The sequence below is a fragment of the Pseudomonas sp. PS01303 genome, from assembly GCF_029959385.1.
Lineage (GTDB): Bacteria > Pseudomonadota > Gammaproteobacteria > Pseudomonadales > Pseudomonadaceae > Aquipseudomonas > Aquipseudomonas rustica.
This window is the reverse complement of record NZ_JASCPK010000141.1, coordinates 1-15,591: the sequence shown is the minus strand read 5'-3', so window position 1 is coordinate 15,591 and position 15,591 is coordinate 1. Positions and strand designations below refer to the sequence as shown.

Below are 15,591 nucleotides of genomic sequence, written 5' to 3'. Positions count from 1 at the left end.
GGGAATGTGGAGATTGTGTGGAGACTTCAATGCCCCCATCGCGAGCAGGCTCACTCCTACAGTTGATCGCATTCCAATCTGTAGGAGTGAGCCTGCTCGCGATGGCCGCGCCTCGGTCTCAAGACAAGCGCAATGTCACCTCAACGCCGCCCTCAACGTTGCGAATGCTCATCGAACCACCATGCAACTTCACCACTTCTTCAACAAAATTAAGCCCAAGCCCCGTGCTCTTACGGCCACTGTCCGGGCGCGGCAGGGAGTAAAAACGCTCGGTCAATCGCGGCAGCGCATAACCGGGAATCGGCGCTGTTTCATTGAACAAACGAAATTCAATCTGCTCACCAACCCGCTCGGCACTGAAACGCAAAAGCCCCTGCTTCGGGGTGAAATCCAGCGCATTCTCCAACAGATTACCCAGCGCCTGACGCAACAGAAACGGCTCGCCCATCAACAACAGATCCGCCGCAATCGTCTGCTCGATTCGCAACTGCTTCCCTTCAATCCGCGCCGCCTGGGCTTGCAACAACTCATCCACCAACACCGCCAACGGCACCGCCACCCGTTCTTCCAGGCCTTGCCGTTGTTCGACCTGCGCCAGGTTCAACAACCGCTCGATCAGCTGCTGCATCCGCGCACTTTCGCTGTCGATGTTGCCGACAAAACGCAGGCGCTGAATCGGCGGCATGTCGCCTTGCAGCAATTCCGCCGCGCCACGAATCGCCGCCAGCGGACTTTTCAGTTCATGGGTCAACGTATGCACGTAACGCTCGACGTAGGCCTTGCCTTCCAGTTGCGTGCGCATCTGTTCCACGGCGGTGGCGAGCTGCTCCAGTTCGCCACCGCGATAGTGCGGCACTTCCACGCGGCGCCCTTCGCTCACGGCTTGGGCATAACCGGTCAAGCGGTGCAGCGCGCGACTCAGCCACCACGACAGCAGCGCGCCAAACAACAGGCCGAGGCCGATCAAACCGGCGCCGTAAAACAGCAAACGTCGCTCGGTGCGATCAACGTAAGGCTGCAATGAGCTGTTGGGTTTGGCCACGGTGACCACGCCGATGATCTTGCCGTTATCGCGGATCGGCGCGCCGACATGCATCACCGACGAGCTCGCGTCGTTCGGATCGCTGCGGGTCGAACGCGCGCCGTACTCACCGCGCAAAGTCAGGTAGACGTCGTTCCAGCGCGAGTAATCCTGACCCACCGCAACGCCGCTGGAATCGAGCACAACGATGCCTTTGGCGTCGGTCACATAGATACGGTGATTGACCTGATTTTTCGGCAAGCCCCAGATCGTCGCTTGCGGCTGGCGATCACCATAAGCGCGGAGCAATTCGGGCCAGCGATTTTCGCTGAGGGTGCCGGCCTTGAAATCGTCACGAAGTATTTCCGCCATCAAATTCGCGGTATCAACCAGGGTTTCTTCGGTGGACTGGCGCACGCCGGGGCGAATTTCTTCCATCACCGTGTTGAGCACGAAATACCCGGTCAGGCCGATAAACAGCACGTACACCAGAAAAATCCGCAGCCCCAACGACATCAGCTGTGCCCCGGGCTGTAGCTGTAACCGAGGCCGCGATGGGTCTGGATCGGTTCGGCTTCGGCGCGCACCAGCCGCAGTTTGGCGCGTACGCTTTTGATATGGCTGTCGATGCTGCGTTCGTAACCGGCATCGGCCGCGACGCCCAGTGCATCGAGCAATTGCTCGCGGCTGAACACGCGTTCGGGTTGTTCGAGCAGGCATTGCAGCAGACGGAATTCGTGGCGGGTCAGGCTTAACGTCTGGCCGCGATAGCTGATTTGTACGCGCTCGGGGTCGATACGAAACAGCGCCGAGGTGGATTCAATCGGCGGACGCGGCGCCATGCGTTTGAGGATCGCTTTGACCCGTGCCGCCACTTCCCGAGGGCTGAACGGTTTGACCACATAGTCGTCGGCGCCGATCTCCAGCCCGACCACGCGATCGATCTCGGCATCGCGAGCGCTGAGGAACAGCACCGGCACTTCGCTGAAACGTCGCAGCTGTTTGCAGGTTTCGAAGCCGCTGATGTCCGGCAGGCCGATGTCGAGGATGATCAGATCGGCCGGCGTCTGCCGCTGATGTTCCAGCGCCGCCGCGCCGAGGCTCAGCCACGTGGTGGCGAACCCCTCGCCTTGCAGGGCGAAAATCAGCGTGTCGGCAATCGCCGCTTCGTCTTCGACAATCAGGATATGAGGCATGGCATCCGAGCCCGTGGTTGAGTGCGCGAACGGTGCCCCAAGCCTGACGTCACGTCAATGAGACCACTTGGCTCAGCAGTCAGGTTTGTCAGCGGTGAAGCGACGTGCCGGGTTTACCGCAGCGCCGAATTCACGCAAGGCTTTAGCACCGATCAGCAACGGGTAATTGAAGTTGCTGCGGTCGGTCAGGTTGACCTCAACGGTACGCTTGACGTCGCCCAGGCACAGCTCCAGATCGACCACCGGGCGTTTGGCGACTTCGGTGCTTTCACCCTCGTCCTCTTCATCCGAACGGCTCTTGATCTTGCTGATCCGCGCGACTTTGTGTTCGTAGACTTTGTTGCTGGCGTCTTTGGTGCCGAGGCGGAAACGCACCCAGTCTTCGCCGTCGCGGGTGAAGGTCTCGATGTCCTTGGCCGACAGCGAGGCGGTCAGCGCGCCGGTGTCCATCTTGGCCTTGAGCACTTCACCGCCGATTTCCGGCAGCGCGATGTATTCGTAGCGCCCGTACAGGGTCGGCTCGGCGGCCATGACCGGCAGGGCGACGAGGGCAAACAGTGCAAGGAGGGATTTCACGTAAGGGGCTTCCTTGGGGAGTTGGGCAACGGGATTTTAGACCGTTGCGCGCTTGATCGTTCCCACGCTCTGCGTGGGCATGCATCCAGTGACGCCCTGCGTCACAGGGACGCGGAGCGTCCCGGGCGGCGTTACCACGCAGAGCGTGGGAACGATCAGGTTAACGCGAATAAAGTGAAACATTCGTCACCGCCGATTTGGCCTGCCGCGCGAAGCTGCTTATCATGACGCGCCCAACCCACGTCATAGAGTTGCTTATGCGCCGCCTGCTCACCGGCTGTTTCGTCACCCTGCTGCTGTTGCTCAACACCCTGATCCTGATCGGGCCGTTGCTGGTGTTTGCCCTGCTCAAACTGGTCGCGCCGGGCCGTTGGCGCGACTACGCGTCGGGGGCGGTGATGTGGATCGCCGAGACCTGGGCCGAAATCGACAAGCTGATTTTCCGCCTGTGCATTCCCACCCAATGGGACATTCGCGGCGGCGAAGGCCTGCGCGGCGACACGTCTTATCTGGTGATCAGCAACCACCAATCGTGGGTCGACATTCCGGCGCTGATCCAGACACTGAACCGGCGCACGCCGTTCTTCAAATTCTTCCTCAAGAAAGAACTGATCTGGGTACCGTTTCTGGGACTGGCGTGGTGGGCGCTGGATTACCCGTTCATGAAGCGCTACACCAAGGCGTTTCTGGCGAAGAACCCGGAGCTGGCGGGCAAGGATCTGGAAATCACCAAACAGGCCTGCGAGCTGTTCAAGCGTCAGCCGGTAACCGTGGTGAATTATCTGGAAGGCACGCGCTACACGGCGGCGAAAAGCGCCGAACAGCAATCACCGTTCAGCCATTTGCTCAAGCCCAAGGCGGGCGGCGTGGCGTTTGTATTGGCGGCGATGGGTGAACAGCTGGATGCGATCCTCGACGTGACGGTGGTTTATCCACAGGCACGGATTCCAGGATTCTGGGATTTGATCAGCGGCAACGTGCCGAGAGTCATCATCGACATCAAGACCCGCGAACTCGACCCGGCGCTGTGGCAGGGCGATTACGAAAACGATCCGGCGTTTCGCCAGACCGTCCAGAGCTGGGTCAACCAGCTCTGGAACGAGAAGGATCAGCGCATCGCCGAACTGCGCGACGAGCGGCGCTGACTCAGCTACCGGCGCCAACGCCCCAGATGCTGCCCAGGCTGGTCAGCAGCGAACCGCCAACGCCTTGGTCACCCAAGTACTTGAGCAGTACCGGGGCAAACTGGCCGACCATGCCGCTGTCCATGCCCAACGCACCAAAGGCGTTGTTCAGGTCATTGGTGTCCTTGACGTTACCAAAGGCATTTTCCAGACCGGCGGATTTGCCGGACTGACCCAGCAACCCGCTCAACGCCGCCAGGTTGCCGCTACCGCCCGACAGCTTGTCGATGCCCGGCACTTCTTTGGCCAACTGCGAATAATCAGTGCTGCTCAATTGGTTCTTGGCCAGACCCAACATGGCGCTGGTGCCGCCGACGGCTTGTTGTGGCGTAACCCCCAGACCGGTGACGGCTTGCAGCAAACCGGCCGTTTCCGAGGTTGGCGCTGCGGCAGTGGCAGCGTTGCCGCCTTGCATGCTGGCAGCGGCCTTGGTGACGTCGTCCAGACTGAAACCGGCAAAGGCCGGGCTCGCCGCCAGGGTCATGAGTGATGCCAAGGCAAAACCGCGTGAAATCTTCATTCAGACATCCTCTTGCGCTGTGAAAACTACCCGTCAATGGGCAGCGAAACTGCCGGTTTGACCGAGGATACGCCGGCATGTTCCGGTGCAGAGCATCCATTTTCCCCCGTCTCACGTATATGAATCGTGAAACCCTGGAATTGTCGCGATGAATGGCACAACCGCTGTCGCTGAACTAGCCTGTGAACAGCCCGAGTCTAGCCCTCGTCGCCCATCCATTGCCTGGAGAGTCGTTATTTCCACCGCCGAGACCGATCAGCTAAGGCAGCTGTTGGCCCAGTGTTCACTGGGTGATCGGCGCGCCTTCGAAACCTTGTACCGCAGCGTCGGCCCGCGCCTGCACGGCGTGGCCCTGCGTTTCATGGGTCGCGCGGATCTGGCCGAAGAAGTGTTGCAGGAAGCCTTCGTACGGATCTGGAACAACGCCTCGCGCTACGAATCGCATCTGTCGGCGCCGATGACCTGGATGATCAACATCACCCGCAATCAGGCCATCGACCAGTTGCGCAAACACCGCGACCGGCCGCTGACCGACCTGGAACAGGACGCCCTGCAGGACGAAAGCCCCTCGGCCCACGATCAATTGAGCAGCGCCCGTGAGGCTCACGCACTCAACCGCTGCCTGGAAACCCTTGAAGGCATGCAGCGCCAATCGATCACCGTCGCCTACTTTCAGGGTTTGTCCTGCTCGGAACTCGCCGAACATTTGGCCGCGCCGCTGGGCTCGGTGAAATCGTGGATCCGCCGAGGCATGGAACGCCTGCGCCGGTGCCTTGAATCATGAACTACCAGACCCCTGCCCTGCGCCGCGCGCTCGCAGCCGATTACGCGATTGGTCTGATGTCGGCGCCTGCGCGGCGACGGTTTGAGCAGCTGCTGCTGGACGACGCGGCGTTGCGAGCGGAAGTGGCGCAATGGCAGGAAACGCTGGTGAGCCTTACCGAATCCCTGCCGGCACATCCGGTGCCCGATCGCGTGTGGCAAGGCATTACCGCGCGCATCGAACCGCAAGAGCTGCATGTGCCCGAGAAGCGTCCGTTCTGGAACTGGCTTCGCGTTATGGCGGCAGTCTGTTCAATCGTCGTGTTGGTATTCCTCGGTTCGCTGTACAACCGTGATGATGCTCGGTACACAGCGACGCTGTTGACGGCCAGTGCGCAACCGGCGCTGAAAGTTGAGGCGCATGAAGATTATCTGCAGGTCGAGCCGCTGACGCTGGCGGCGGTTGATGCGGATCGCAGTCTGGAACTGTGGGCGATTCCGGCGGATGGCAAGCCGATTTCGCTGGGGGTGATTCCGGCGGGGGGTAAAGGCAAGGTTGAGTTGAGCGAGGCGCAGAAGGTTTTGATCGGGCAGCCGATTGCGTTGGCGGTGAGTCTGGAGCCTAAGGGTGGTTCGCCGACCGGGCAGCCGACTGGGCCGGTGCTGTATCAAGGGGCGTTGGCAGAGTTGTAAAGCAAAGCCCCTCACCCTAGCCCTCTCCCGGAGGGAGAGGGGACTGACTGTGAGATATTGATGCAATACGCCGACCTGCCAGTGCTGTACTGAATCCATAATCGACTCGATCTCTCCGGTCGATGCATAACCCCAGACACCCCGGTCGGGCCCCTCTCCCTCCGGGAGAGGGTTGGGGTGAGGGTAACTTCTGACCTTGCCTTCCAACAAAAAACGGCGACCTTGAGGTCGCCGTTTTGAATTGAGCTTAAGCCCTACGCCGCACTGAACAACTTATGCGGATCAATCACAAACTTCTTCGGCACGCCCGCATCGAACTCGCCGTACCCTTCCGGCGCCTGATCCAGGCTGATCACCTGCACACCCACCACTTCGGCAATGTTGATGCGATCCCACATGATCGCTTGCATCAGTTGGCGGTTGTACTTCATCACTGGGGTTTGCCCGGTGTGGAAGCTGTGGGATTTCGCCCAGCCCAGACCGAAGCGAATGCTCAGGCTGCCCATTTTTGCGGCGGCGTCCACGGCACCCGGATCCTCGGTGACGTAAAGGCCCGGAATACCGATCTTGCCGGCAACACGCACCACGCCCATCAGCGAGTTGAGCACGGTGGCCGGTGCTTCCGATTTCGCGCCGTCATGGCCGTGACCGCGTGCTTCGAAACCGACGCAGTCCACCGCGCAATCCACTTCCGGCTCGCCGAGCAGCGCGGCGATTTGTTCGTGCAGCGGCGCGTCTTTCGACAGGTCGACGATTTCAAAACCTTGCGCCTTGGCGTGGGCCAAACGGATGGTGTTGACGTCGCCGATGATCACCACCGCAGCACCGAGCAGACGTGCAGAAGCGGCAGCGGCCAGACCGACCGGGCCAGCGCCGGCGATGTAAACGGTGCTGCCCGGGCCGACGCCGGCAGTGACCGCGCCGTGGTAACCGGTCGGGAGAATGTCGGAGAGGCAGGTCAAGTCGCGGATTTTCTCCATGGCCTTGTCGCGATCCGGCAGTTTCAGCAGGTTGAAGTCGGCGTACGGCACCAGCACGTATTCGGCCTGGCCGCCGGTCCAGTCGCCCATGTCGACGTAACCGTAAGCGCCGCCGGCACGGGCCGGGTTAACGGTCAGGCAGACGCCGGTGTGTTGCTCTTTGCAGGAACGGCAGCGCCCGCAAGCAACGTTGAACGGCACGGAGACCAGATCACCGATTTTCAGGTTTTCGACGTCGGAGCCTTTTTCGATCACCTCGCCGGTAATCTCGTGGCCCAGCACCAGACCGGTCTGCGCCGTGGTACGGCCGCGCACCATGTGTTGGTCGGAGCCGCAGATGTTGGTGGAAACCACTTTGAGAATGACCCCGTGCTCGATCTTGCGACCGCGCGGGTCCTGCATTTTCGGATAGTCGATTTTCTGTACTTCGACCTTGCCCGCGCCGAGATACACCACACCACGATTGCCAGACATGCTTTCACCTCGCTGTTGTTTTTATGGAACCGCGTTGCCCAGGCAGGCAGCGCGTTAAGTGCTCGGGTACAGATGCTGTTTCTTGTGTTGCTTGTGGGGACGTCTTCGCGGGCAAGCCTTGCTCCTACAGGTGCTCACTTGTAGGAGCAAGGCTTGCCCGCGATGGGTTGCGAAGCAGCCCCAAAATCTAAAGAACGACCGTGCGATTGGCGTTCAAAAACACTCTTCTTTCGATGTGATATCCAACCGCCCGCGCCAACGTCAGGCCTTCAATATCGCGCCCCTTGGCGATCAGATCCTCAGGGTAATGACTGTGATCCACCGCCTCGACACCCTGGGCAATGATCGGCCCTTCATCCAGATCGTTATTGATGTAATGCGCCGTCGCGCCGACCAGTTTCACGCCTTTGTTGTAGGCCTGGTGATACGGCTTGGCGCCCTTGAAACCCGGCAGCAGCGAGTGATGAATATTGATCGCCTTGCCATCGAGCTTGCGGCACAACTCCGGCGACAGCACCTGCATGTAGCGGGCGAGGATCACCAGTTCAGCACCAGACTCTTCGATCACCTGCCACACCTGACGCTCCTGCGACGGCTTGTCGTTGGGGTCGAGGGGGAAATGGTAGTAGGGAATCTGGTGCCAGTCGGCCAGCGGCTTGAGGTCAGGGTGATTGGAGACCACCGCCGCGACGTCCATCGACAATTGGCCGATGCGCTGGCGGTAGAGCAAGTCGTTGAGACAGTGATCGGCCTTGGAAACCATGATCACTACTTTTGGCCGGTAGTTCGGCGCGGTCAGTTCGAAGATCATGCCGAAGGCCTGGCCGCGTTCAGCGAGACCGGCGCGGAAGGATTGCTCGTCGAAGCCGTCGGGCTGGCGGAATTCCACGCGGATGAAAAAACGCCCGGAGAGGCGGTCATCGAACGAATGGTGCTCGGTGACGTAGCAACCCTGCTCGAACAGAAAACGCGTGACCGCGTCCACGGTGCCGAGGACGCTGGGGCAGTCGGCGGTCAGAATCCATGTGTCTGGGGCGCGGCTCATGGTGCGGTGACTCCTGTTCTTGTGCGGGGTGTCAGGTTTTTCCCTCACCCTAGCCCTCTCCCAGAGGGAGAGGGGACTGACCGAGGTGTTCTTTCGAGCTACGCCGACCTGAGATACCGGGTCGAACTCAGGCTCGAAAACCACACAAATCTGCTCCCTTCCCCCTCTCCCCCCTGGGGGAGAGGGCTGGGGTGAGGGGGTGGCTCTTGATCTATCAAGCCTGAACGCTCAACCCGTACTCAGCCGAAGCATCCTGCAACCACAACCACCAGTAATCCGAAAAACTGCGACGAATGAGCAGTTCCCAAGTGTCCTCAGCCGTATGCCGAATCATCAGCTGCGACTTGGCGAACACCGTGCCCACCGCTTTACCCACCGGAAAATTATTCGGGTGCACGTCGTAGCTGGTCGACTTCATCAGCACCTGACGCACGTTCGGCCCGCTCAGTTCGAGCACTTGCTGGCCGCCGCTGACGTTGACGATCGCAACGTGCAGATCGCCCAACGCTTCACGCAGTTTCTGTTCGGCGGCGAACTCTTCGCCGCTCGGGACGATCAGCAGCCACTCGTCCGGGCCCATCCATTGCAGGCTGGTTTCGCCTTTGACGATGACGCTCAGCGCGCCGGGCAGTTCGATGCCCAGGGCCTTGTGGACACCGGCGGCGAACGCGGCATCGTGGCCATCGCCACGAATGGTCAGGTGGCCGAGGAGTTTCTTTTCACGCACGATTACGCCGGCGTTTTTGCGGCCCTTGCCGACCAGGCTGGCGAGGTCGGCATGCTGCAGCGACGACTCGGCCTTGGCCCCGGTGGTTGGGCGTTGTTGGTACACATTGGCTGTGGTCATAAAGCACCTTCCTGAATTCTTGATCGTTCCCACGCTCTGCGTGGGAATGCCGCCATGGACGCTCTGCGTCCGCTCTTGGGACGCAGAGCGTCCCGGGATGCATTCCCACGCAGAGCGTGGGAACGATCAGTGTCAGATGTTCTGCCGATCCCCCTTCGGATCGAAGAACACCGAAGAAACGATTTCCGCCTCGATCACGCTGCCATCGGCCAGCGGCGCAAACACCCGCTCACCGAGGCGCTTCAGACCGCCCTTGACCACACCCATGGCAAACGAATAACCGAGGGAGTTGTGCGCGTAGCTGGAGGTCACGTGGCCAACCATGGTCATCGGGATCGCCTGCTTGGTGTTGAACACCAACTGCGCACCTTCCGGCAACCACACGTTCGGGTCGATCGGCTTCAGACCGACCAGTTGCTTACGCTGATCTTTCACGCAGTCTTCACGGTTCATGCCACGCTGGCCGATCCACGAGAACGGTTTGGTGCGACCGACACACCAGCCCATGTTCAGATCGTCCGGGGTCATCGAACCGTCAGTGTCCTGACCGACAATGATGAAACCCTTCTCGGCACGCAGTACGTGCATGGTTTCAGTGCCGTACGGGGTCAGGTTGTACTGCTTGCCGGCCTCGACGATTTTCTCCAGCACGCCCATCGCGTAGTCGGCCTGCACGTTGACTTCGTACGACAGTTCACCGGTGAACGAGATGCGGAACACCCGCGCCGGCACGCCGCCGACCAGACCTTCTTTCCAGGTCATGAACGGGAACGCTTCGTTGCTCAGATCAATGTCGGTCACGGCGCTGAGCAGCTGGCGGCTGTTCGGCCCGGACAGGGTCATGGTCGCCCAGTGGTCGGTGACGGACGTGAAGTAGACCTTCATGTCCGGCCATTCGGTCTGGTGGTACAGCTCCAGCCATTGCAGCACGCGAGCCGCGCCGCCGGTGGTGGTGGTCATGACGAAATGGTTGTCGGCCAGGCACGCCGTGACACCGTCGTCGAAGACCATGCCGTCTTCTTTGCACATCAAACCGTAGCGAGCCTTGCCCACGTCGAGCTTGGTCCAGGCGTTGGTGTACACGCGGTTAAGAAACTCGCGGGCATCCGGGCCTTGAATGTCGATCTTGCCGAGGGTCGAGGCGTCGAGCAGGCCGACGCTGTCGCGCACGGCTTTGCATTCGCGCTTCACGGCGGTGTGCAGGTCTTCACCGTTTTTCGGGAAGTACCATGGACGCTTCCACTGACCGACGTCTTCAAACTCTGCGCCGTTCTTCACATGCCAGGCATGCAGCGCGGTGTGACGCACCGGCTCGAAGATGTGCCCACAGTGACGACCGGCCACGGCGCCGAAAGTCACCGGCGTGTAGTTCGGGCGGAACATCGTGGTGCCCATCTGCGGGATGGTCACGTTCAGCGAGCGGGCGGCGATGGCCAGACCGTTGACGTTGCCGAGCTTGCCCTGATCGGTGCCGAAGCCCAGCGCGGTGTAGCGTTTGACGTGCTCGACCGACTCGAAACCTTCGCGAGTTGCCAGCTCAATGGCAGCAGCGGTGACGTCGTTCTGCAGGTCGACGAATTGCTTCGGCGCCCGTGCGGTGTTCTTTTCATGCGGCACCTGAAACAGCGCCAGCGTCGGTTCTTCATGACGGCTGAGGGCTTTCGGCAAGGTGCCTTCGACCGCAGCGAAACCGGCTTCACTGGCAGCGCGCACGCCACCTTCAAAACCGTCAGCCAGCGAATCGCCGAGACCGTAAACGCCGTTGATGCCACCGACGCACACGCGTTTCTGCGGTGCTTCGCCCGGTACGAAACCGAGGATTTCTTCACGCCAGGTCGGCTTGCCACCGAGGTGCGAAGCCAGGTGAACGACCGGGCTGTAACCGCCGGAACTGGCAACCACATCGCAATCAAGCCACTCGCCCGGACTGGTCACGGCGTGCGCTTTGACATCGATCGCAGCAACTCGAGCAGCGGTGACGCGCTTGCTGCCACGGGCCTCGATCACGGCACTGCCAGTGAGAATCCGAATGCCTTTGGCACGCGCCTCTTCCACCAGCGCACCACGCGGATTGCTGCGCGCATCGGCGATGGCCACCACTTGCAGACTGGCATCGAGCCAATCCAGAGCAACGCGGTAGGCGTGATCGTTGTTGGTGCTGAGGACAAGCTTCTTGCCCGGTGCCACGCCATAACGGCGCACGTAAGTCGACACCGCACCGGCAAGCATGTTGCCCGGCACATCGTTGTTGCCGTAAACCAGCGGACGCTCGCAAGCACCGGTCGCCAGCACTACACGCTTGGCGCGAACGCGGTGAATACGCTGACGCACCTGACCGATCGGCGCACGGTCACCGAGGTGATCGGTAAGGCGTTCGTGAATGGTCAGGAAGTTGTGGTCGTGGTAACCGTTGACCGTGGCGCGCGGCAACAGCAGCACGTCCGGGGTGTTCTTCAATTCGGTGATGACGCTGGCGACCCATTCCATCGCCGGTTTGCCGTCGAGGCTTTCACGCGAGTCGAGCAGGCTGCCACCGAACTCTTCCTGCTCATCGGCAAGAATCACTCGGGCACCGCTGCGCGCCGCGGCCAAGGCAGCGGCGAGACCGGCAGGGCCAGCGCCGACGATCAGCACGTCGCAGTGCTGGTTCATGTAGTCGTAGGTGTCCGGATCGTTCTCGGTCGGCGAACGGCCCAGACCGGCAGCCTTGCGAATGTACTTCTCGTAGGTCATCCAGAAAGATTGCGGGTACATGAAGGTTTTGTAGTAGAAACCCGGCGGCATCAGTTTGCCGCCGACCTTGCCGAGAATGCCCATCATGTCGTTGTTGACGCTTGGCCAGCCGTTGGTGCTGGTCGCGACCAGACCTTGATACAGCGCCTGTTGCGTGGCGCGCACGTTGGGGATCTGCGTAGCTTCGGTCGCGCCGATCTGCAGCACCGCGTTCGGTTCTTCGGCACCGGCAGCAAAGATGCCGCGCGGACGCGAATACTTGAAGCTGCGGCCAATGATGTCGACGCCGTTGGCGATCAGCGCGGCGGCCAGCGAGTCACCCTCGAAGCCTTTGTAGCTCTGACCGTTGAAGGTGAAGCTCAGCACTTTGTTGCGGTCGATCCGTCCACCGTTGGACAGGCGATTGGTCTGGCTCATACCTTCTCTCCCAGCGCCGTCGTGGCTGTTTTCGCCGTATCAGCCTTGTCGGTGAATTGCGGCTTGGTGCCGATCTTGTAGGTTTCGAGAATCTCGTAGGTCACGGTGTCGCGGGTGACGTTGAAGTACTGGCGGCAACCGGCGACGTGATCCCACAACTCGTGGTGCAGACCGCGCGGGTTATCGCGGAAGAACATGTAGTCGCCCCACTCCTCGTCGGTGCAGGCGCCAGGGTCGAGCGGGCGCGGAATGTGCGCCTGACCGGATGCGTGGAATTCCTCTTCGGAGCGCAGTTCGCCGCAGTGAGGACAGAAGATATGCAACATGGGGATTTCTCCTGTTAGTGGGCGACGGCAGCAGCGCCGTGTTCGTCGATGAGTGCGCCGTTGTGGAAACGGTCGATGGAAAACGGTGCGGCCAACGGGTGCATTTCACCCTTGGCCAGACTCGCGGCAAACACGTTGCCCGAGCCAGGTGTGGCCTTGAAGCCACCGGTGCCCCAACCGCAGTTGAAGAACATGTTCGGTACCGGGGTTTTCGAAATGATCGGGCACGCATCTGGCGTGGTGTCGACGATGCCGCCCCACTGCCGGTTCATGCGTACGCGGGACAACACCGGGAACATCTCGACGATGGCCTGAATGGTGTGCTCAATCACCGGATACGAACCGCGCTGGCCGTAGCCGTTGTAGCCGTCGATACCGGCGCCGATCACCAGGTCGCCCTTGTCGGACTGGCTGATGTAACCGTGCACGGCGTTGGACATGATCACGCTGTCGATAATCGGTTTGATCGGCTCGGACACCAGCGCTTGCAGCGGGTGGGATTCGATCGGCAGACGGAAACCGGCGAGTTTGGCCATGTGCCCGGAGTTACCGGCGGTGACCACGCCGACGCGTTTGGCGCCGATGAAACCCTTGTTGGTTTCAACGCCGATGCACACGCCGTTTTCCTTGCGGAAACCGATCACTTCGGTCTGCTGAATCAAGTCCACACCGAGGGCGTCGGCGGCACGGGCAAAGCCCCAGGCCACGGCATCGTGACGGGCGACGCCGCCGCGACGCTGAACGGTCGCGCCCATCACCGGGTAACGGGTGTTTTTCGAGCAGTCGAGGTACGGAATCTCGTCAGCCACTTGCTTGGCGTTGAGCAGCTCACCGTCGACGCCGTTGAGGCGGTTGGCGCTAACCCGACGTTCGGAATCACGGATGTCCTGCAGGGTGTGGCACAGGTTATAGACGCCGCGCTGGGAGAACATCACGTTGTAGTTCAGATCCTGGGACAGGCCTTCCCACAATTTCATCGCGTGTTCGTAAAGGTGCGCCGACTCGTCCCACAGGTAGTTGGAGCGCACGATGGTGGTGTTGCGTGCGGTGTTACCGCCGCCCAGCCAGCCCTTCTCGACCACGGCGACGTTGGTGATGCCGTGCTCTTTCGCCAGATAGTAGGCAGTCGCCAGACCGTGCCCGCCGCCGCCGACGATGACCACGTCGTAGACTTTTTTCGGCGTTGGCGTGCGCCACATGCGCTGCCAGTTTTCGTGGTGGCTGAGGGAGTGTTTGAAGAGGCCGAAGCCCGAATAGCGTTGCATAGTCAGTTACTCCAGAACACTCAGCGATAAACCGGGAAGTCTGCGCACAGGGCCGACACTTGCTGGGCAACATTGGCCTCGACATCGGCATCACCGAGGTTGTCGAGGATGTCGCAGATCCAGCCAGCCAACACTTCGCACTGGGTCACCTTGAAACCGCGCGTAGTGACGGCCGGAGTGCCGATGCGCAGGCCCGAGGTCACGAACGGCGATTGCGGGTCGTTCGGTACGGCGTTCTTGTTGACGGTGATGTGCGCACGGCCGAGGGCGGCGTCGGCGTCTTTGCCGGTCAGGCCCTGACGGATCAGGCTGACCAGGAACAAATGGTTGTCGGTACCGCCGGACACTACATCGTAGCCACGTTTGATAAACACGCTGGCCATCGCCTGAGCGTTGTCGATCACTTGTTGCTGATAAGCCTTGAAGCCTGGCTCCAGCGCTTCCTTGAAGCACACGGCTTTACCGGCGATGACGTGCATCAGCGGGCCGCCCTGAGCGCCGGGGAATACGGCGGCGTTGAGCTTTTTCTCGATCTCTTCGTTGGACTTGGCCAGGATCAGCCCGCCACGTGGGCCGCGCAGGGTTTTGTGCGTGGTGGTGGTGACCACGTCGGCGTACGGCAGCGGGTTCGGGTACAGACCGGCGGCGACCAGACCGGCGACGTGGGCCATGTCGACGAACAGCAGCGCGCCGACTTTGTCAGCGATCTGACGGAAGCGCGGGAAGTCCAGAGTCTTCGAGTAAGCGGAGAAACCGGCGACGATCATTTTCGGTTTGGATTCAACGGCGAGACGCTCGACTTCGTCGTAATCGATCAGCCCGGTGTCGGTGTTGATGCCGTACTGCACAGCGTTGTAGAGCTTGCCCGAGGACGACACTTTGGCGCCGTGGGTCAGGTGACCGCCGTGAGCGAGGCTCATGCCGAGGATGGTGTCGCCCGGTTGGATCAACGCCAGGTACACGGCGCTGTTGGCCGACGAACCGGAGTGCGGCTGAACGTTGGCGTAATCGGCGCCGAACAGTTGCTTGGCGCGTTCGATGGCCAGTGCTTCGACTTTATCGACGTGCTCGCAGCCACCGTAGTAGCGCTTGCCCGGGTAGCCTTCGGCGTATTTGTTGGTCAGGCCGCTGCCTTGCGCTTCCATCACGCGTTTGCTGGTGTAGTTCTCTGACGCGATCAGCTCGATGTGATCTTCCTGACGTTGCTCCTCGGCATTCATCGCCGCCAGCAGTGCATCGTCGTAACCCTGGATCTGGTCTTGCTTGCTGAACATCGCGTCTCTCCCAGCGGCATCTGTGCGCCATTCGTCTCGGTAAGGCACCGGCAATCACGGCAGTGCCCTTTGATGCCGATGGTATGACCGGCGCAGACAGCTCAAATGCCTGCGGACGCCACGCAAAGGTGCGTTTACGACATGCCTCGAAATGACCCAAAGAATGCATCCCCCTGTAGGAGCTGCCGAAGGCTGCGATCTTTTGACTTTGATTTTCAAGATCAAAAGAGCGCAGCCTTCGGCAGCTCCTACAGGGGTTAGGCGAGCAACTGGCGGAC

General features: G+C 60.9%; 14 protein-coding genes. 3 read left to right on the top strand and 11 right to left on the bottom strand.

Annotated elements, in window-relative coordinates; all coding sequences use genetic code 11:
* Positions 1-118: 118 nt before the first annotated feature.
* The 3 genes from creC to QMX93_RS25445 form a co-directional block, all read right to left on the bottom strand.
* Entirely contained in the window at positions 119-1,537 is a 1,419-nt protein-coding gene (creC, locus tag QMX93_RS25455) for a two-component system sensor histidine kinase CreC (RefSeq protein WP_282358366.1), read from the bottom strand.
* The gene (creB, locus tag QMX93_RS25450; RefSeq protein ID WP_282358365.1) at positions 1,537-2,217 is read right to left on the bottom strand and encodes a two-component system response regulator CreB; all 681 of its coding nucleotides are present in this window, start codon (positions 2,215-2,217) and stop codon (positions 1,537-1,539) included. Before creB ends, creC begins: the two co-directional genes overlap by 1 nt.
* Before the next feature lie 72 nt (positions 2,218-2,289).
* Positions 2,290-2,793, bottom strand: a complete 504-nt coding sequence (locus QMX93_RS25445; RefSeq protein ID WP_053124525.1) for an ATP-dependent zinc protease — start codon at positions 2,791-2,793, stop codon at positions 2,290-2,292.
* Positions 2,794-3,050: 257 nt separating this feature from the next.
* Here QMX93_RS25445 and QMX93_RS25440 point away from each other — a divergent pair, with 257 nt between their 5' ends.
* On the top strand, positions 3,051-3,938 hold the full coding sequence (locus QMX93_RS25440; protein WP_282358363.1) for an acyltransferase: 888 nt from the start codon (positions 3,051-3,053) through the stop codon (positions 3,936-3,938).
* 1 nt (position 3,939) lies between these two features.
* Here QMX93_RS25440 and QMX93_RS25435 read toward each other — a convergent pair whose 3' ends face one another.
* Positions 3,940-4,497 (bottom strand): DUF2780 domain-containing protein, encoded by a 558-nt coding sequence (locus QMX93_RS25435; protein ID WP_282358362.1) that lies wholly within the window; start codon positions 4,495-4,497, stop codon positions 3,940-3,942.
* A gap of 148 nt (positions 4,498-4,645) precedes the next feature.
* Here QMX93_RS25435 and QMX93_RS25430 point away from each other — a divergent pair, with 148 nt between their 5' ends.
* Both QMX93_RS25430 and QMX93_RS25425 read left to right on the top strand, forming a co-directional pair.
* The gene (locus tag QMX93_RS25430; RefSeq protein WP_053124531.1) at positions 4,646-5,281 is read left to right on the top strand and encodes a sigma-70 family RNA polymerase sigma factor; all 636 of its coding nucleotides are present in this window, start codon (positions 4,646-4,648) and stop codon (positions 5,279-5,281) included.
* Positions 5,278-5,952 (top strand): anti-sigma factor, encoded by a 675-nt coding sequence (locus QMX93_RS25425; RefSeq protein WP_282358361.1) that lies wholly within the window; start codon positions 5,278-5,280, stop codon positions 5,950-5,952. Before QMX93_RS25430 ends, QMX93_RS25425 begins: the two co-directional genes overlap by 4 nt.
* A 254-nt stretch (positions 5,953-6,206) precedes the next feature.
* Here the strand turns inward: QMX93_RS25425 and fdhA are convergent, their stop codons facing one another.
* From fdhA to QMX93_RS25390, 7 genes are all read right to left on the bottom strand, one after another.
* The gene (fdhA, locus tag QMX93_RS25420; RefSeq protein ID WP_008086916.1) at positions 6,207-7,406 is read right to left on the bottom strand and encodes a formaldehyde dehydrogenase, glutathione-independent; all 1,200 of its coding nucleotides are present in this window, start codon (positions 7,404-7,406) and stop codon (positions 6,207-6,209) included.
* Positions 7,407-7,593: 187 nt separating this feature from the next.
* On the bottom strand, positions 7,594-8,451 hold the full coding sequence (gene purU / locus QMX93_RS25415; protein WP_008086918.1) for a formyltetrahydrofolate deformylase: 858 nt from the start codon (positions 8,449-8,451) through the stop codon (positions 7,594-7,596).
* A 214-nt stretch (positions 8,452-8,665) separates the two neighbouring features.
* Positions 8,666-9,298, bottom strand: a complete 633-nt coding sequence (gene soxG / locus QMX93_RS25410) for a sarcosine oxidase subunit gamma family protein (protein WP_212550108.1) — start codon at positions 9,296-9,298, stop codon at positions 8,666-8,668.
* Between the two features lie 132 nt (positions 9,299-9,430).
* On the bottom strand, positions 9,431-12,448 hold the full coding sequence (locus QMX93_RS25405) for a sarcosine oxidase subunit alpha (protein ID WP_282358359.1): 3,018 nt from the start codon (positions 12,446-12,448) through the stop codon (positions 9,431-9,433).
* Complete coding sequence (locus QMX93_RS25400) at positions 12,445-12,774, bottom strand: sarcosine oxidase subunit delta (protein ID WP_016986286.1); 330 nt, start codon at positions 12,772-12,774, stop codon at positions 12,445-12,447. The genes QMX93_RS25405 and QMX93_RS25400 overlap by 4 nt, the downstream gene beginning before the upstream one ends.
* Before the next feature lie 14 nt (positions 12,775-12,788).
* A complete protein-coding gene (locus tag QMX93_RS25395) occupies positions 12,789-14,039 on the bottom strand; it encodes a sarcosine oxidase subunit beta (RefSeq protein WP_003206307.1) in 1,251 nt (416 codons plus the stop codon).
* Between the two features lie 20 nt (positions 14,040-14,059).
* A complete protein-coding gene (locus QMX93_RS25390; protein ID WP_008086924.1) occupies positions 14,060-15,313 on the bottom strand; it encodes a serine hydroxymethyltransferase in 1,254 nt (417 codons plus the stop codon).
* Positions 15,314-15,591: the final 278 nt, after the last annotated feature.